The organism is Ottowia sp. (genome assembly GCF_047975795.1).
In the GTDB taxonomy this organism is placed as follows: domain Bacteria; phylum Pseudomonadota; class Gammaproteobacteria; order Burkholderiales; family Burkholderiaceae_C; genus Ottowia.
Window position 1 is genome coordinate 40,921 of the sequence record NZ_JBKEEE010000083.1, and the last position, 18,021, is coordinate 58,941.

At 64.0% G+C, this 18,021-nt stretch carries 13 protein-coding genes and 2 tRNA genes; 8 read left to right on the top strand and 7 right to left on the bottom strand.

All coding sequences use genetic code 11. The features are described 5' to 3' along the window. Positions 1-43 precede the first annotated feature (43 nt). The 4 genes from ACK5NW_RS12505 to ACK5NW_RS12520 form a co-directional block, all read right to left on the bottom strand. Entirely contained in the window at positions 44-337 is a 294-nt protein-coding gene (locus ACK5NW_RS12505; RefSeq protein WP_416928535.1) for a hypothetical protein, read from the bottom strand. Continuing rightward, positions 334-927 (bottom strand): cytochrome c oxidase subunit 3, encoded by a 594-nt coding sequence (locus ACK5NW_RS12510; RefSeq protein WP_416928537.1) that lies wholly within the window; start codon positions 925-927, stop codon positions 334-336. Before ACK5NW_RS12510 ends, ACK5NW_RS12505 begins: the two co-directional genes overlap by 4 nt. Positions 928-985: 58 nt before the next feature. Then, positions 986-2,263 (bottom strand): sodium/glutamate symporter, encoded by a 1,278-nt coding sequence (gene gltS, locus ACK5NW_RS12515; protein WP_416928539.1) that lies wholly within the window; start codon positions 2,261-2,263, stop codon positions 986-988. Between the two features lie 171 nt (positions 2,264-2,434). Beyond that, positions 2,435-2,992 carry a hemerythrin domain-containing protein gene (locus ACK5NW_RS12520; protein WP_416928541.1) on the bottom strand — a complete coding sequence of 186 codons (558 nt, stop codon included), beginning with the start codon at positions 2,990-2,992 and terminating at the stop codon, positions 2,435-2,437. 77 nt (positions 2,993-3,069) lie between these two features. Here ACK5NW_RS12520 and ACK5NW_RS12525 point away from each other — a divergent pair, with 77 nt between their 5' ends. The 5 genes from ACK5NW_RS12525 to ACK5NW_RS12545 all read left to right on the top strand — a co-directional run bounded on the left by ACK5NW_RS12525 (position 3,070) and on the right by ACK5NW_RS12545 (position 11,790). Beyond that, the gene (locus tag ACK5NW_RS12525) at positions 3,070-4,995 is read left to right on the top strand and encodes an autotransporter assembly complex protein TamA (protein ID WP_416928543.1); all 1,926 of its coding nucleotides are present in this window, start codon (positions 3,070-3,072) and stop codon (positions 4,993-4,995) included. A gap of 21 nt (positions 4,996-5,016) precedes the next feature. Further along, complete coding sequence (locus ACK5NW_RS12530; protein ID WP_416928545.1) at positions 5,017-9,243, top strand: translocation/assembly module TamB domain-containing protein; 4,227 nt, start codon at positions 5,017-5,019, stop codon at positions 9,241-9,243. 57 nt (positions 9,244-9,300) lie between these two features. Next, a tRNA-Arg gene (locus ACK5NW_RS12535) sits at positions 9,301-9,375 on the top strand. Between the two features lie 47 nt (positions 9,376-9,422). Further along, a complete protein-coding gene (gene gspF, locus ACK5NW_RS12540; protein ID WP_416928547.1) occupies positions 9,423-10,652 on the top strand; it encodes a type II secretion system inner membrane protein GspF in 1,230 nt (409 codons plus the stop codon). Between the two features lie 196 nt (positions 10,653-10,848). Further along, positions 10,849-11,790, top strand: coding sequence for a 5'-nucleotidase (locus ACK5NW_RS12545; RefSeq protein WP_416928549.1), 942 nt, complete (start codon positions 10,849-10,851; stop codon positions 11,788-11,790). A gap of 212 nt (positions 11,791-12,002) precedes the next feature. Here the strand turns inward: ACK5NW_RS12545 and ACK5NW_RS12550 are convergent. Together ACK5NW_RS12550 and hrcA are read right to left on the bottom strand one after the other, a co-directional pair. Then, positions 12,003-12,079 (bottom strand) — tRNA-Ile (locus ACK5NW_RS12550). 22 nt (positions 12,080-12,101) lie between these two features. Continuing rightward, entirely contained in the window at positions 12,102-13,130 is a 1,029-nt protein-coding gene (gene hrcA, locus ACK5NW_RS12555; RefSeq protein ID WP_416928551.1) for a heat-inducible transcriptional repressor HrcA, read from the bottom strand. Positions 13,131-13,188: 58 nt separating this feature from the next. Here hrcA and ACK5NW_RS12560 point away from each other — a divergent pair, with 58 nt between their 5' ends. Genes ACK5NW_RS12560 through rapZ form a run of 3 tightly spaced genes read left to right on the top strand, consistent with a single transcriptional unit; the run spans position 13,189 to position 16,720 of the window. Further along, entirely contained in the window at positions 13,189-14,085 is an 897-nt protein-coding gene (locus tag ACK5NW_RS12560) for an NAD kinase (RefSeq protein ID WP_416928553.1), read from the top strand. A 2-nt stretch (positions 14,086-14,087) separates the two neighbouring features. After that, positions 14,088-15,806, top strand: a complete 1,719-nt coding sequence (gene recN / locus ACK5NW_RS12565) for a DNA repair protein RecN (RefSeq protein ID WP_416928555.1) — start codon at positions 14,088-14,090, stop codon at positions 15,804-15,806. After that, positions 15,803-16,720, top strand: a complete 918-nt coding sequence (gene rapZ / locus ACK5NW_RS12570) for an RNase adapter RapZ (protein WP_416928557.1) — start codon at positions 15,803-15,805, stop codon at positions 16,718-16,720. Before recN ends, rapZ begins: the two co-directional genes overlap by 4 nt. Before the next feature lie 58 nt (positions 16,721-16,778). Here the strand turns inward: rapZ and ACK5NW_RS12575 are convergent, their stop codons facing one another. Then, positions 16,779-17,978: an amino acid aminotransferase gene (locus tag ACK5NW_RS12575; protein ID WP_416928559.1), complete on the bottom strand. Its 1,200-nt coding sequence runs from the start codon at positions 17,976-17,978 to the stop codon at positions 16,779-16,781. Positions 17,979-18,021 lie beyond the last annotated feature (43 nt).

The following is an 18,021-nucleotide window of genomic DNA, read 5'->3' on the forward strand; positions in this document are numbered from 1 at the left end:
GAAATCTGGCCTCCACCAGCCCATTCCATCACTGGCCCATCAATCACTTGTCCATCAGGTAGGCACCCGCCTCCACCAGCAGCCCCAGCAAAATTAAGCCCATCACGCCGCTCATCCAGCCACGGGTAGACGCGCGCAGGTTGAGGTAAACCGCCACGATCTGCCAGGCTTTGAAGGCAGTCGCCACAAACACCAGCACGGTGGCACCTGCCGACAGGGGCTGCCAGCCCGCCCGTGAATGCAACAGGGCCGAGGCCATGGAGATCAGGGTGAGCAGCATCAGGCTGGCCCAGGCGATCAGCAGACGGCGGGTATCTGACAGGTTGTTCGGATTCATCGCAGCAGATAGACCAATGGGTACAGCAACACCCAAATCAGATCGACCATGTGCCAGAAAGCGGTCACGGTCTCCAGGTTTTCTTCAGACAAGCGCCAGCAGACCAAGGCCAGCAGGGCCAGCCCGAACAGCACGTGCGCAAAGTGAAAGGCGGTCAGGCCGTAATAAAAGCCAAAGAAGGTGTTGGTTTCAGGGGTGATGCCTGCGGCGAACTTGCCCGCGTATTCCATGAATTTGACGGCGCAAAAGACGACGCCCAGCACCATGGTCAGCCCCAGCCACTGGCGGGCGCGGCGGCGGCTTGTGCCCAGCGCCTGCAAAGCCAGTGCCGCGCACAAGCCACTGGTCAGCAAAATCAGGGTGTTGATGCCGCCCGCAATGGGGTCAAGCTGGCTCTGGGACAGATTGAACAGTTCAGGCTGGCGGCTGCGCTCCCAGGCAAACAGCATGAAAAAACCACTGAAGGCCAGCAGCTCGCTGATGATCAGCACCCACATCACCGGGTTGCCCGGCAGCGTGGACAGCGGCCCCCAGCCGGGGTTGAAAACGGGGGGTGCTGCTGGCCGGTTGCTGTGCGACGCTTGGCTCATGGTCAGTGCGGTCAGTCTGAAATTCAAAGTGTGCAAGGGTCTCACACCTTGAAACCCATTACTGCAAAAACGGTAATTGCGTGAACACCTGCAAGATGGCGGCGTTGACCAGATCAATGAAAAATGCGCCGACCATCGGCACGATCAAGAACGCCTTGTACGACGGGCCGTAACGGTCTGTAATGGCTTGCATGTTGGCAATGGCCGTCGGCGTGGCCCCCATGCCAAAGCCACAGTGGCCGGCGGCCAGCACGGCGGCGTCGTAGTTGCCCCCCATCAGCCTGAAAGTGATGAAGGCAGCGTACAGCATCATCATGCCGACCTGCACGGCCAGAATCAGCAGCACGGGCAGGGCCAGATCGGTCAGTTCCCACAGCCTAAGCGACAGCAGCGCCATGGCCAGAAACAGCGACAGCGAGGCATTGCCGAACACGTCGATCGCGCGGTCAAACATGTCGAAATTGAAGAAGTTGGTGAGCACGTTGCGCAGCACCACGCCACCGCCCAACGCCCACACAAAGGTGGGCAGCTCGAACATGGTGCCTTTGGCCACAGTGGTCATGATGCCCGCAAAGGCCATGCAGGCGGCAAACAGCGCCAGCGTCTCGATGGTGGACGAAGCAGTGATCAGGCGAATCTGATCGGGCTTGTCGAACATGGCGTTGTCCGGCTCGTCAGCCGATTCGGTATGGCGCGTGCTGTACAGCGACTGCGCGTCGGCCACCGCTTCCACCTCGGTTTTCGGTGCCGGATCGGCCAGCTTTTGGTGGTTGATTTTCTTGATCAGGTACTTGGCCACCGGCCCGCCAATCAAGCCGCCCGCCACCAAGCCAAAGGTAGCGGTGGCAATGCCCAGCGTGGTCGCGCCGGTGATGCCATATTTGCTCTCCAGCACCGGCCCCCAGGCTCCTGCCGTGCCGTGGCCGCCCACCAGCGTGATGGAGCCGGTCACCAGGCCCAGCAACGGATCCAGCCCCAACGCCGCCGCCATGCTCACGCCCACCGTGTCTTGCACCATGATGAAAGCCGCTACCACGCCCAAAAAAATGATCAGTGGCTTACCACCTGCGCGCAGGCGCGAGAAATCGGCGCTCAAGCCGATGGACGAAAAAAACATCAGCATGAAGGCGGTTTGCAACTGGCTTTCAAACTTGAAGGTCAAGCCAAACAGCACGTTCAGCAAGAACACCACAATGCCTGCCAGCAAGCCGCCGGCCACCGGCTCAGGGATGTTGAAGTCGGACAAGAACTTGATCTTGACCACCAGATAACGCCCCAGCAGCAGCACCAAAGCCGCCAGAATCATCGTGTAATAACCGTTGAGTACCACTTCCATGTGACTGCGCTCCTTTGTTGTAGTTGGTGGCGCATTATGGAAGGACTGCTGGAGTCAGATGGCCATGCCCTGCATTTATTTGATGCAACGCATGACGGCGCATCAAAACAGTCTCAATCACTGACGAAATCAGCCTAGGCAGCTTCCAAAAAAATAGCGGTTAGCGTACTTTCAGCGTACTTTTTGACTGCGCCGCGCCGCCATTTCCTGCCCCATCAAACCCTGTACCTCGGCGTTCAGCACGGCCTGGGCGGCGGGGTAAACCACCGCTTCTTCCAGCGCAATGTGGCGTTCGTAAGCGGCGGCAAATTCAGCCACCAGCGTGCGGTCAGCGGCGGTAATGGCCGGAGCTGGGTCATCGCCCTGCCAGGCGTGCAGCACGGCGCGCAGTCGCTGCCACATGGCGTGCATGTGCACGTGGTCGGCTTGCAGCGTGGCCACGACCTCGCGCACGCGCGCGTCGGGGTGCGCAGCCAGCGGGGGAAAGACGTGGCGCTCTTCGTCTTCATGGTGGTGCGGCCCGGCAATGTCGAAGTAGCGCAGCACATCGGCGGCGGCCGAGCGCGACTGCGCATCGTGTCCGTGGGCGTCGACGTGCGCCACGATGCGGCCCAGCAAGCCCAGGCTGCGCTGTACGCGCTCGTGGCAGGCTTGCAGCATCTCGAAAGGCTGGTCGAACCCCACGGCAGGTGAATTCAGTCCAGGAAAAGCGTGCGATGAATGGGCCATAGCCCGATTGTGCATCGCCCGCAATATCCATACCGCCCGATACAGACACCCGGCACGCCCCCGCTACACTTGCCGACGTGAGTAAAAAACCGGCTTTTCTGGGATTGTGGCAACGCATTGTCGTGCTGGCGTTGGCATGGAGCCTGCACGCCTGCGCGCTGTGGCCGGGCAGCACCGAACAAGCCCCTGCCGATCCCGCCGATGCACCCGCTACCCGCGCCAGCCAGACCACCCACTCGGGTCAGGTCGGCAGCACCGACAGCACGCCCGAAGTGCGCGCCTTCGACATCACGGTGCAACTGGATGACGAAGATTTAAAAACCCTGGTCGAGCGCCACAACGGCCTGCAACGCTACCAGGCCATCACCGATCTGGAGCCTGACGAGCTGAACCGCCTGATGGTGTTGACCGAGCAGGAAGTGCGCGACCTGCTGGCCACCGAGGGCTACTTCAGCCCCCAGGTCAACGTGCAACGCCAGAGCGCGCCTGACGCCGAACGCCCCAGCGTGCTGATCACTGTCGAGCCGGGCGAGGCCACGCGCATTACCGGCGTGGACATTCGCTTCGAGGGCGATCTGGGCAGCACGCAAGACGCCGGTGCGCTGGCCCAGCGCCAAAGCATCGAGCAAACATGGTCGCTGGACAAAGACCGCCGTTTCACGCAGGGCCGCTGGGCCAGCGTCAAAAAAAGCGCGCTGCGCCAGTTGGTTGAAACGCGCTACCCGCGCGGCAAGGTGGCCAGCAGCCGCGCCGATATCGACGCCGCCAGCCACACCGCACGGCTGGGGCTGACGCTCGATTCCGGCCCGCCCTTTCACCTGGGGCCAGCCACCATCCAAGGGGCCAGCCGCTACCCGCCTGAGCTGGCCGAGCGGCTGTCGTGGCTCAAACCCGGCGACGTGTACGAGCAAAAAGACCTGGTCGATGCCCAGTTGCGGCTGGCAGGCAGCGGCTATTACGACTCGGCCTACATCAGCATCGACCCTGAGGGCGACCCCGCCGCCGTGCCCGTGACCTACACCGTCACCGAAGCCAAACGCCAGAAAGTGCAGCTCGGCCTGGGCTACAGCACCGACAGCGGCCCGCGCGTGACGCTGGAGCACCGCGACAACCAGGCGTTTGGCACCACCTGGCGCGGCGACACCAAACTGCACTACGACCTGAAAGAGCCGCTGTTGCAATACGAGCTGACCTCGCTGCCCAACGCCCGTGGCTGGCGCAAGGCCGCGCTGGCGCGCTACATGCGGCAAGACGACGACCAGCTCAACACCACCTCGCGCACCCTGCGCGTGGGCCTGACCAAGGCCGAAGAAAACTACGACCGCGCCATCTACCTGCAATACGACGACGCCACCGTCACCGGCTCGGGCACCGACATCGTGACCGACAAGGCGTTACTGGGCGACGGCGCGGCCATCAGCGCCAATTACGTCTGGACGGGGCGCTATTTCAGGCACCTGCCTACCCCCACAGCGGGCTATGGCCTGAACTTTGACATCGGCGCGGGCATCACCACCGCGGGCGTGCACCGGCCTTTCGCCCGGCTGCTGGGCCGCTGGATGGGTCTGTGGCCCATTGGATCGGGCGGCAGCCGCCTGTCGATGCGGGCTGAGGCGGGTGGCATCATCGCCAAGCGCGACGCGCGCATCCCCGGCTCGTACATGTTCCGCACCGGCGGCGACACCAGCGTGCGCGGCTATGGCTACCGCGACATTGGCATCAGCCTGGGCAGCGACGTGATCGGCCCTGGCCGCTACATGGGCGTGGCCAGCGTGGAATACCAGCGCCCGATTTTTCAAGACCGCTTTCCCGGCCTGCTGGAACACACCGTGTTCATCGACGTGGGCAGCGTCTCCAACGAAGTCAAGGACATGCGCGCCCACTGGGGGGTGGGCACCGGCTTGCGCATCATCTCGCCCGTGGGGCCGATGGAAGTGGACGTGGCCTACGGCCTGAAGGCGCGCAAGTTCCGGCTGCACATGAGCGTAGGCTTTGTTTTTTAGAGCGTGGGCTTTGTTTTTTAAATGACCACGTCACCCACCCCGACCAATCCGACCACAGCCCAGGTCGAGGCCCGACACGCTACTGATTCAGTAGCTACAAGCGCTGCCACAACAAGCGCTGACGGCCAATTGGATTCAAAAAATTCACCCCACCCCGTCCCGCACCACGCCTGGCGGCGCACGCGGCGCATTCTGCGGCTGATGTGGCGTTCGGTCGGCGCGCTGGTGTTGCTGGTGGCACTGGTCACAGGCGGGCTGTGGGCCTGGCTGTCCAGCGAAGGATCATTGGCCACCGTGCTGGGTTGGGCCAGCGCCCGGCTGCCGCTGGTGGTGGGCGACGTGCAAGGCAGCGTGCTGCGCGGCGGGCGCATTGGCCGCTTGCAATGGTCGCAGAATGGCTTGAGCGTGAACGCCGAAGGTGCCGTGCTGCTCTGGTCGCCGCAGGCCCTGTACGCGCGCACGCTGCAAATCGACCAGCTCAGCGCCGCGCGCATCGCCATTGAAGACAAACGCCCGCCGCAACCCAAAGACCCCCACGCCGGGCCGCCCACCAGCCTGGCCCTGCCGCTGCTGATCGACGTGCGCCAACTGGCCGTCGATGACCTGCACTGGGCGGGGCCACCCGCGCTCAGCCTGCACGGCGTGCGCGGGCATTACCGTTTTGACGGCGGTGCACACCAAGTAGCGCTGGAGCAACTGCAATTTCAATCAGGCCGCTACCGCGCCACGGCGCGGCTGACCGCACAAGCGCCGGTGCAACTGCAAGCGGCCTTGTCGGGTGCACTGTCCACCGCCGTGCCCGAAGGCGAAGCGGCCCTGGCCCTGCGCGTGCAAGCGGCCATCCAAGGTCCGCTGACCGACATGAAAGCCTGGGCCAAGGCCCAGGGCGTGCCGCCCGCCGAATCGGGCGATTGGACAGCGCCCGCCAACACCGCAAGCGATGCCTCAGGCTTCAGCGCTCCGCCGCTCACGGCCCTGCCATCCTTGCCTGCATCCACCGACATTGCTCCAACCATCGATGAAGCCGCTGCACCCGATGCATCGGGCCACACCCCCGACAACCTGCCCCAAACCCTGCTGCAAGCGCGCATCACTCCCTGGGCCGCACAACCCTTGCCCGAAGCCTCAGCCCGCCTGCACGCGCTCGACTTGGGCGCACTATGGCCGCAAGCGCCCCGCACGCAACTGGCAGGCACACTGGACGTGACCCCCCTGCCCGCCACCGAAGCTGCTGGCTGGGCCGTGCGCACCGACCTGCGCAACGCCAGCGCCGGGCCGTGGGATAAAAAACATTTGCCGCTCGACCGCGTGCGGGCCGATGTGCAATGGCAAGGCGGCGTGGCCACCGTGCGCGAGCTGAAAGTCGAACTGGCCGGTGGCCAACTGACCTCGCACGGGCGCTGGGCCGCACCTGCACCCGCACCTGCCGAAAGCCCAAGCACCGCCGCAAACACAAGCGCAGATCCCGCTCAAGACGACGCCACCACATCGACCAACACCCCAGCCGCACCCACCGCCCAAGATTGGCAAATCACCACCGAACTCAGCCGTATCGACCCCGCGCGCCTGTACAGCACGCTGGCAGCGCTGCCCATCAGCGGTCGCGCCCAGGTCACAGGCCAGGGCAGCGCCATCGCCTTCGATGCCGCCCTGCAAGCACAGCGCGGTGTCGAAGCCCCTTCGTCCGCCGCCGCCCGCCCGCTTGACCAAGACCTGCGTGCCTTGCGTTTACGCGACATGGCCGCCCAAGGCCAATGGGACGCAGGCGTGCTGACGCTCCAGCAACTGCGCGTGCGCACCGACGATGCTGAACTGGCCGGCAGCGTCCGCGTGCGCCCGGCCACCCCCGATGCTCAGGTGGATCTCAAGCTGACTGCCCCCGGCACCTTGTTATCCATCAAAGGTGATGCCCAGCCCCGCAGCGGCGGCGGCACGCTGCAAGCGCAGTTGAGCGATGCCGCCCGCGCGCTGGGCTGGCTGCAATCGCTGCCTGTGCTGGACAAGGCCCTGACCGGCATGCGCGCCAGCGGCAGCGCCACGCTGAACAGCAGTTGGCGCGGCGGCTGGCAAGACCCCACCGTGCAGGCCCAATGGAGTGCGCCCACGCTGCAATGGCAAGCCAGCGCCGACGCCACACCCATCACGGTGCGCGACACCACCTTGAACGCCAGCGGTCAACTATCGCAAGCCCAATTCAGGCTGCAAGGCGACGTGCAGCAAGGCGAGCGCCAGCTCAAGCTGAATGCGGCTTTGTCGGGCGGGCGCACCAGCAGCGCCAAAACCCCGTTGGCACAAGCCAGTTGGCGCGCCAGCCTGAGCGAGCTGCGCGCCAGCGTGCAAGACCCGGCGCTGGGCGCGGGCACATGGCAGACAACCGTGCGCCAGCCGGTGGCCATCAGTTACAACCCCGCCAAAAACGGTCAACTCCAAAGTGGCCTGCTGGAAGTGGGCGCGAGCGAACTTGCGCTGACTTCGCCAGCACCCACCGCACAAGCGCTGCTGGCCTGGGGGCCACAGCGTTGGCAAAACGGCCGCCTGAGCAGCCAAGGCCGTTTGCAAGGCTTGCCGCTGGAATGGGCCGAGCGTCTGTCAGGTCAAAAACTGTCACAGGCAGGCGTGTCGGGCAGCATGGTTTTCAACGGTCAGTGGCAGGCCGAAGTGGGCAATGGCCAAGGCTTGCGGTTGAACGCCACGCTGGAGCGCGCCAGCGGCGATCTGACAGTGCGCCGCGTCGACAACCAAACCAACGTCACCACCACCGTCGATGCCGGTGTACGCGACGTGCGCGCCACGCTGCGCGCCGAAGGCAAGGCCGTGCAACTGGCCCTGCTGTGGGACACCGAGCGCGCCGGCCGCATCGACGCCAATGTGCGCACCGAGCTGGCCGCCAGCACCCCGCCCGGCGGAGGCGGGGCCACCGCCTGGTCATGGCCCGAAAGCGCACCGCTGCAAGGACAGGTCAAATTTGCGCTGCCGCAAATCGCCGCCTGGTCGGTGCTGGCCCCGCCGGGCTGGCGCATCCGCGGTGCATTGGCGGGCGACGTGCAAGTGTCGAACACCCGCACGGCACCGCAAATCAAGGGCAGCATCACCGCTGATGACCTCGCGCTGCGCTCGCTGGTCGATGGCGTGCAACTGGGCGAAGGCCGCCTGCGCGCGCGGCTGGATGGCACGCGCCTGATGGTGGACGAATTTACCCTGCGCGGCGAAGGCGGCGGCGATACGGGTGGACGCTTAAGCGCCAAGGGCGAAGCCGGGTGGATCAACGGCCAGACCCAGGCGCGCCTGCAACTGACGCTGGACAAGCTGCGCGCCAGCATTCGCACGGACCGCCAACTTACCTTGTCCGGCCAGGTGCAGGCCGGCTTTGATGGCCACACCGTCAGCGCCGATGGCCGCCTGAACGTCGATCAGGCCCTGATCGTGCTGCCCAGCGACATGGCCCCCAGCTTGGGCAGCGACGTGGTGGTGCACCGCACAGATGCCACAAGCAAGGCCCATGCGGCTGAAGCGTCCAAGCCCCCCGACTCGCCGTTGCAAGCCAGACTGGGCGTGCGCATCGACCTGGGCGAGCACTTTCAGCTCAAAGGCCAAGGGGTGGATACCCGGCTGGCAGGCGACTTGACCTTCAGCGCCGACGGCCCTTTGAGCACCCCACCACGCCTGACGGGCACCATCCGCACCGTGGGCGGCACCTTCCGCGCCTATGGCAAATCACTGGTCATCCAGCGCGGGCGCGTCATCTTCAAGGGCGACATTGGCAACCCCAGCCTGGACATTTTGGCCTTGCGGCCCATCTACAGCAGCGACCAAAAGGTGGGCGCGCAAGTGCTGGGCACGGCGCTGCTGCCACGCGTCAACTTGTATTCCGAACCCGGCCTGCCCGAATCGCAAACCCTGGCCTGGTTGCTGCTGGGACGCGAAGCCCCATCGTCCGGCGCTGAAGCGGCGATGCTGCAATCGGCCGCCGTGGCCGCACTCGGCGGGCGCGAAAGCCAGGGCCTGGGCAGCCGCATGGGCCTGGACGAACTGGGCTTTAACAGCACCGAAGACAACGGCGAAACCGGTACCTCGCTCAGCCTGGGCAAACGCATCTCTGACCGCATGTACGCCGCTTACGAGCACAGCCTGGCAGGCACCACCGGCAGCCTGATGATTTATTACGAACTGTCGCGCCGCTGGACACTGCGCGGCCAGGCCGGAGAAAACTCCGCCGTCGATCTGATTTACAAACTCAGCTTTAACTGAGCGGCGCTTTCGGCCCATGTGTCCTATCGTTGCGCCGATACAATCCCTGCGTTCCCCGCCGCCGTAGTTCAATGGATAGAACGAGCGCCTCCTAAGCGCTAGATACAGGTTCGATTCCTGTCGGTGGTACCACACACATCCGCCTTACCTTTTTCACGCCACCGCGCCACGCTGAATCCGTGCCCGCCTACACCTTTGAAGCCCTGCAAGCCGATGGCAAGACCCGCAAGGGCATTGTCGAGGCCGACACCGCCAAGGCTGCGCGGGCGCTGCTGCGCGGGCAATCGCTGGTGCCCTTGTCGGTGGACGTGGTCAGCAGCGGCAGCGCAGACAGCCAGGGCAGCGCGCTGTCCAGGCCGGTGTGGGGTGGCCGCGCGTTCAACAGCACGCAACTGGCCATCTTTACCCGTCAGTTGGCGGGGCTGGTGGGCGCGGGCTTGCAACTGGAGCGCTCGCTTACCGCGCTGGCCGATGAATCAGACGACGAGCGCCAGCGCCACGTCATGGCCAGCCTGCGCGCCGAGGTCAACGCCGGGTCATCGCTGGCCAAAGCCATGGCGCGGCACCCGCACGAGTTTTCAGGCGTGTACACCGCCGTCATTGCCGCTGGTGAGCAAGGCGGTGACCTGGGGCTGGTGCTGGAACGCCTGGCCGACGACCTGGAAGAGCGCCAAACCCTGCGCGCCAAGCTGGTCGGCGCAGCGCTGTACCCGGCCATCGTCACCGTGATTGCCATCGTCATCGTGCTGATGCTGATGACTTACGTGGTGCCACAGGTGGCCACGGTGTTCTCGGGCAGCAAGCGCGCCCTGCCCATGGTGACGGTGATCGTCATGGCCGCCAGCGACTTTTTGCGCCACTGGGGTCTGTGGCTGCTGGGCGCGTTGGTGCTGGGGTTTGTGGGCCTGCGGCTGGCCTTGCGCTCGCCCGATTTGCGTCGCCGCTTCGATGCCCTGTGGCTGCGCCTGCCGCTGGTGGGCCGCTTGTCACGCGGCTATAACGCAGCGCGCTTTGGCTCCACCCTGGCCATGCTGGCCGGTGCCGGCGTGCCTATTTTGCGGGTCTTGCAAGCCGCCGCTGAAACCCTGGGCAACACCGCCATGCGCGCCGACGCTGAAGACGCCTTGGTCATGGTGCGTGAAGGGGCCACCTTGGCCTCGGCGCTGGCGCAAAAAAAGCGCTTTCCCGGCCTGCTGGCCATGTTTGCCCGCCTGGGCGAGCAAACCGGCCAATTACCCGAAATGCTCCAACGTGTGGCCGAACAACTGGGCAACGACGTACAACGCCGCGCCACCCGCCTGGCAACCGTGCTGGAGCCGCTGCTGATCGTGCTGATGGGGCTGATCGTCGGCGTGATCGTCATCGCCATCATGCTGCCAATCATGCAACTGAGCCAGTGGGTGAAATAAGCCTACTCTTGTGGCTCCACGCGCCTCGCGTTGTTGCGCCCCTCCCCCTCAAGGGTGCGCGTCCACTGACCGGAAAAGCTCCGGTCACGGGCCTGCTGGCTTGACATGCAGTCTTGGGCAAACCAGTCCCCAAGATTTAAAGCAAAATAGACCTTTATCGCTTGCCTATAAAGAGCTTTAAGCTATCAAATTTGATATGTCCAGCACCTTGAAAGATCAGCTCATCGTCGCCATCTCTTCGCGCGCGCTGTTCGACTTTGAAGAAGAAAACTGCTTATTTGAAAGCGGCGACGCCCACGCCTATACCCGTTTACAGCTTGACCGCATTGACCAACCCGCCGCACCCGGTGTGGCCTTCTCGTTGGTTAAGAAACTGCTGGCCTTCAACACCGGCGGCATCAAGCGGGTCGAGGTGGTCATGCTCTCGCGCAACGACCCGGTCAGCGGCATGCGCGTATTCCGCTCGGCCCAGGCACACGGCCTCAAGCACATCCAGCGCGGCGTGTTCACGCAAGGGCGCGATCCATTCCACTACCTCAAGCCGCTGGGCGCGCACCTGTTCCTGTCGGCCAACGGGGCCGACGTGGCGCAGGCCCTGGCCCTGGGCTACCCCGCCGCACAAGTGGCCACCCAAGCCGTGCGTGCCAGCGACGCGCACCCCACCGAAGTGCGCATCGCTTTCGACGGCGATGCCGTACTGTTCTCCGACGAGGCCGAGCGTGTGTTTCAAAGCGACGGGCTGGATGCGTTTCAAAACCACGAATCCGAAAAAGCCGCCCTGCCCCTGCCACCCGGCCCATTCCATCCATTCTTGACGGCCCTGCACCGCCTGCAACAAACGGGCAATGAAGCCATGCGCATCCGCACCGCCTTGGTCACCGCCCGCAGCGCGCCCGCCAACGAACGCCCCATCCGCACCCTGCTGCACTGGGGCATCACCTTGGACGAAGCTCTATTTTTAGGTGGCCTGCCTAAAGGCGAGTTTTTGCGCGAATTTCAGCCCGACTTCTTTTTTGACGACCAAAACGGCCACATCCAGCATGCCGCGCGCCACGTCCCCGCCGGACATGTGGCGGCAGGCATTGCCAATGCGGGTGCGTCAAATCACGCTCAAGCCAAAAATACAGGTCAACCATGAGTGGTTGCAAGCAGCACGCTTAACACATCACCCAACAGCGCGCCACGTTGGAAGCTCAAGGCCAACCCATCAGCCCCACGGCACCCTGACCGCCACCTCAGCCAGCAAGCCAATGCCTCCAAGCATGGCATGAATCTCGCATTGACTGACGACAGGCAAGAAAAAACACCTACTGCGTCGCCACCGTAAGTGCCTGATCCTATTTAACATTTTGGTAGGGCGTGCAGGGCTCGAACCTGCGACCAAGGGATTATGAGTCCCCTGCTCTAACCAACTGAGCTAACGCCCCTCTGATGAAGAAGTGCGTGATTTTACGGGTTACCGAGCGCACCGCCTGGCTTGCCCTGACTGAGTGCGTTGCCGACCAGGCGCGAGGTGATGTCCACGATCTGGATCATGCGCTCATAAGGCATGCGTGTGGGGCCAATCACGCCCAGGGTGCCGACCACTTGTCCATCGACTTCGTAGGGCGCACTGACTACGGACAGGTCTTCCACTGGCACCGTCTGGCTTTCGCCACCGATGAAGATGCGCACGCCTTCAGCCTGGCTGGACACGTCCAGCAGGCGAATGAGTTGTGCTTTTTGCTCGAACAAGTCGAATGCACGGCGCAGCTGGTTCATGTCGCTGGAAAAATCGGTCACGGCCAGCAGGTTGCGCTCGCCTGAAATGATCACCTCATCCTGGGCTTGGTTCATGGCCTCAGACCCGGCCAACACGGCGGCTTGCATCAATTGCGCAATTTCACTGCGCAACGTGTCCACTTCTTGCCGCAGCCGCGCACGCACCTGGTCGATGGCCATGCCAGAGAAGTGTGCGTTGAGGTAATTGGACGCCTCGATCAACACCGCCGGTTCGTAATCGACATCGGTAAACAGCACGCGGTTTTGCACATCGCCATCAGGGGCCACGATGATGAGCAGCAAGCGGCGCTCAGAAAGCCGCAAAAACTCGATATGGCGAAACACCGAGCTGCGCCGCGGTGCCAGCACCACGCCCACAAACTGCGACAGGTTGGACAGCAAGCTGGCGGCGCTGGCGATCACCTTTTGCGGCTGGTCGGGCAGCAGCGCCGGGGTAGCCAATTGATCGCGCTGGGCGGTCAGCATGGTGTCGACAAACAGCCGGTAGCCACGCGCCGTGGGTACCCGCCCGGCTGAAGTGTGCGGGCTGACGATCAGGCCCAAATCTTCCAGATCGGACATCACGTTGCGGATGGTGGCGGGCGACAGCTCCAGCCCCGATTCGCGCGACAAAGTGCGCGAGCCAACGGGCTGGCCGTCGGCAATGTAGCGCTCGATCAGCGCCTTGAGCAGCAGCCGGGAACGGTCATCAAGCATTAAAAATAAGCCATGCAACGCCCATCAAGGATGGTATTCATTATGATGTAATTTGCCCATGAGCCTGAAGTTCCCCCGTGTCGCCCTGGTGGGCAAGTACATTGATTTGCCGACCGACGGCATGGCCGAATCCACGCGGGCGCTGATGCTGGACATTGGCGCTTTGATCCAAGAGCAGGGCTGCGAAGTCATCCTGGCCGAGCGCACGGCCCATGCGCTGCAATTGACCCAGTTTTCCACCCTGGACGTGTCCGGCATCGGCACTGAATGCGATCTGGCCGTGGTGGTGGGCGGCGACGGCACCATGCTGGGCATTGGCCGCCATCTGGCCCGCTACGGCACGCCGCTGATCGGCATCAACCAGGGACGGTTGGGCTTTATCACCGACATCCCACTGGATGGCTACCGCGACGCCCTGCCCGCCATGCTGCAAGGCGACTACGAAGAAGACCACCGCAGCCTGATGCACGGCAAAGTGGTGCGCGACGGTGCCTGCGTGTTCGAAGCCTTTGCCATGAACGACGTGGTGGTCAACCGGGGTGCCGCCGCCAGCATGGTGGAGCTGCGCGTAGAGGTGAACGGCCATTTCGTGGCCAACCACCGGGCCGACGGCATCATCGTGGCCACGCCCACAGGGTCAACGGCCTACGCACTGTCGGCAGGCGGGCCACTGCTGCACCCGCTGGTGCCCGCCTGGGCGCTGGTGCCGATTGCGCCGCACACGTTGTCCAACCGCCCGATCGTGGTGGCCGACCCGGTGGAAATTGCCATTGAAATCGTGGGCGGGCGCGATGCCAGCGCCAGTTTTGACATGCAATCGCTGGCCTCGCTGCACCACGGTGACCGCATTCTGGTACGGCGCTCAGACTTTCGCGCGCGCTTCTTACACCCGCGCGGCTGGAGCTATTTCGACACCTTGCGGGCCAAATTACACTGGAACGAAGGAGGCGTGTAACCATGGCATTGCGCCACCTGAGCCTGCGCGACTTCGTCATCGTGCCCGAGCTGGATTTGGCCTTGCACGACGGCTTCACCGCGCTGACCGGCGAAACCGGCGCGGGTAAATCCATCCTGGTCGATGCCTTGCAACTGGTGCTGGGTGGCCGGGGCGAGGCCATTTGGGTGCGAGAAGGCCAGCCGCGTTGCGAAATCAGCGCCGAGTTCGACACCCCGACCAACGCCACAGCTTGGCTGCAAGAGCGCGGCTTTGACGACCAAACCAACGCATTGCTGCTGCGTCGCACCATCGATGCCGCCGGCAAAAGCCGCGCCTGGATCAACGGCTCGCCCGCCACCGTCGGCCAGTTGAGGGAACTGGCCGAAGGATTGACCGACATCCACGGCCAGCACGCCTGGCAAAGCCTGACGCGACCCGCCGCCGTGCGCCAGTTGCTGGACGCCTACGCCGGTGCCAACAACACGATGGTGGCCGCTGCATGGCAAACATGGCAGCAAGCCCAACAGGCGTTGAACCAGGCCCGCACCGCCCAGGACAGTCTGGCCGCCGAACGCGAGCGCCTGCTGTGGCAAATCAGTGAACTCGACAAACTGGCCCCGACTGATGGCGAATGGGACGATTTAAGCCAGTGCCACACCCGCTTGTCACACGCGCAAGCCCTGATGGACGCCGCACAAGCGGCCGTGGCCGCGCTGGAAGGCAGCGACACGGGCAATGGCAGCGACAGCGGCAGTGTCAGTGCCGTTTCTGCGCTTGCGCAGGCCCAGCACGCGCTGGAAGCCGAGCGTGAGGTCGAGCCTGAATTCGCTTCCTTGCTGGACGTGCTGCAATCTTGCCAAGACCAGGCGCGCGACGCGGCGCACAGCCTGAACGCCTATTTGCGGCGTGCCGATCTCGACCCTGAACAACTGGCCGCGCTGGATACGCGCATGGCCCAGTGGATGGGCCTGGCGCGCCGCTTTCGCCGCCCGCCTGCCGAGCTGGCCACCCTGCTGGCCGAATGGCGGCAAGCACTGGCGCGGCTGGAAGCATCTGCCGATCTGGCCCAGTTGGAGCAAGCTGCACAGCAGGCCCAGCGCGCCTACCAGCAAGCGGCCCAGCAACTGTCGCAGCAACGGGCTGAGGCCGCGCCGCGCCTGGCCCATCAAGTCAGCACAGCCATGCAGCAGCTGGGCATGGCAGGCGGACGTTTTCAGATCGGGCTGGAGCGCCTGGCCGAGCCTGCTTCACATGGGCTGGAATCAGTGACATTTATGGTGGCGGCGCACGATGGATCTACCCCAAGAGCTATTGAAAAAATAGCATCTGGGGGCGAATTGTCTCGCCTGGCGCTGGCCATCGGTGTGTGCACCAGCCAGTTGGGCACGGCGAGCACGCTGGTGTTTGACGAAGTGGATTCCGGCGTGGGCGGTGCCGTGGCGGCCACCGTGGGTCAATTACTGCACGCACTGGGGCGTGACCGGCAGGTGCTGTGCGTGACCCACTTGCCGCAGGTCGCCGCCTGCGCCGACCACCACCTGCTGGTCAGCAAGCAATCAGGCCACGGCAGCACCACCAGCCAGGTGGACGCCATCACCGGCGAAGCGCGCACGCGCGAGGTGGCCCGCATGCTGGGCGGCGAACGCATCTCAGACACCACGCTGGCGCACGCACTGGAGCTTTTGCAACCTGTGCGCACGGCCCAGCCAAGCCAACGTGCCCGAAAGGCCCGCACATGAAGCAAGGCAAAGAACTGGTGGTCATCACCGGCATGTCCGGCTCGGGCAAATCAATTGCTTTGCACGCGCTGGAAGACGCGGGCTACTTTTGCATCGACAACCTGCCACCCGAATTGCTGGTGCCCTTTATCGCGCTGGAAGATCAGCGCCAAAGCCGCAAGCTGGCCATTGCCATGGACGTGCGCAGTGGCGAATCACTACCGCAACTGCCCTTGCTGCTGCATGGCCTGCGCAGCCAGGGCCTTAAGCTGCGTCTGCTGTTTCTGGATGCCAGCGACCAGACCTTGGTGCGCCGCTTTTCAGAAACCCGGCGCAAACATCCACTGTCCCAGCCCAGCGATGCCGATGGGCAACCAGCGCTCATGCAAGCCATCGCGCGCGAACGCGAACTGCTGGCCGATTTGCGCGAGCGCTCGCACATCATCGACACCAGTGCCCTGCGCACCGCGCAATTGCTGGCGGTGGTCAAAGATCTGGTGGCCGCCCCCGCCGCCAGCCTGACGCTGGTGTTTGAATCCTTCGCCTTCAAGCGCGGCATCACGCTGGACGCCGATTACGTGTTCGACGTGCGCATGCTGCCCAACCCGCATTACGATCCGGCACTGCGCCCGCTGACCGGGCGCGATGCGCCAGTAGTCCAGTTTCTGGATGCCCAGCCCGAAGTGCAGCAGATGTTGGTGCAAATTGCTGATTTTTTACGCGCCTGGCTGCCTGCGCTGGCGCGCGACCACCGCAGCTATGTCACCGTAGCCATTGGCTGCACCGGCGGGCAGCACCGCTCGGTTTATCTGGTTGAAAAGCTGGCCGCCCTGTTTGGCAGCGAATGGTTGACGCTGCCGCGCCACCGCGAGTTGATTGGCGCGCCCGACTCTGCAAGCACTTTGGCCATCACCTCACCCACGGCCACGGCTTGATCCGACGCCATGGCTGCTGCTGGGGTTGCGCCGTGACTTCAGCGTGCAGCGCTTTCCATCAAGCCATCACCTTGGCAATGGCCTGGCACACGTGGTCAATGTTCTGGCTGTTCAGCGCGGCCACACACATGCGGCCCGTGTCGGTGCCGTACACACCGAACTCATTGCGCAGGCGCACCATCTGGTCTTTGCTCAGGCCTGAATAGCTGAACATGCCCACCTGCGTGGTGATAAAGCCCATGTCCTGCTTCACCCCCGCCGCCTTCAGGCCATCGACCAGCTTTTGGCGCATCAGCTTGATGCGGCTGCGCATCTCGGCCAGCTCACCCTCCCACTGCGCGCGCAGTTTGGCATCGTCCAGCACCAGCGCCACCACCGCCCCGCCGTGCGTGGGCGGGTTGGAATAGTTGGTGCGGATCATGATCTTGAGCTGGCTCAGCACCTTGTCCGCCTCTGGCTTGCTGGCGCACAGCACCGACAGCGCACCCACGCGCTCGCCGTACAGGCTGAAGCTTTTGCTGAACGAGGTGGAGACAAAGAAATCCAGTCCCGCAGCGACAAACTTGCCGACCACCGCCCCGTCTTCGGCAATGCCCTGGGCAAAGCCCTGGTAAGCCATGTCCAGAAAAGGCGTGAGCTGGCCCGCTTTCAGCACCGCAATCACCTGATCCCACTGTGCGGGCGTGATGTCGTAGCCCGTGGGGTTGTGGCAGCAGGCGTGCAGCACCACGATGGAGCCGGGCGCAGCGGCCTTCAAATCGGCCAGCATGCCATCAAAGTTAAGCTGCCGCGTGGCCGCGTCGTAGTAGCGGTAGGTGCCCACCTCAAAACCCGCCTGCGTGAACAAGGCGCGGTGGTTTTCCCAGCTCGGGTCGCTGATCAGCACCTTGGCGCTGGGGTTCAGGCGTTTCAGGAAATCCGCCCCGATCTTCAGCGCCCCGGTGCCGCCCAGGCCCTGCACGGTGGCCACGCGGCCCGCTTGCAGCACTTCAGAGTCCGCACCAAACACCAGCTTTTTAACGCCCGCGTCATAAGCGGCAATGCCGTCAATCGGTAAATAGCCGCGCGGCTTGGGTGTTGCCATCAGCGCCTTTTCGGCCGCCTGCACGCATTGCAGCAGCGGCAGCTTGCCGTTGTCATCAAAGTACACGCCCACGCCCAGGTTGACTTTTTGGGGGTTCGTGTCGGCTGCAAACTGTTCGTTCAGACCCAAAATCGGGTCACGCGGGGCCATTTCGACGGTGGAAAACAGGGACATGGTGGTTCAACGCCTGCAACGGGCGGGCAATAAGTGAGGGGAG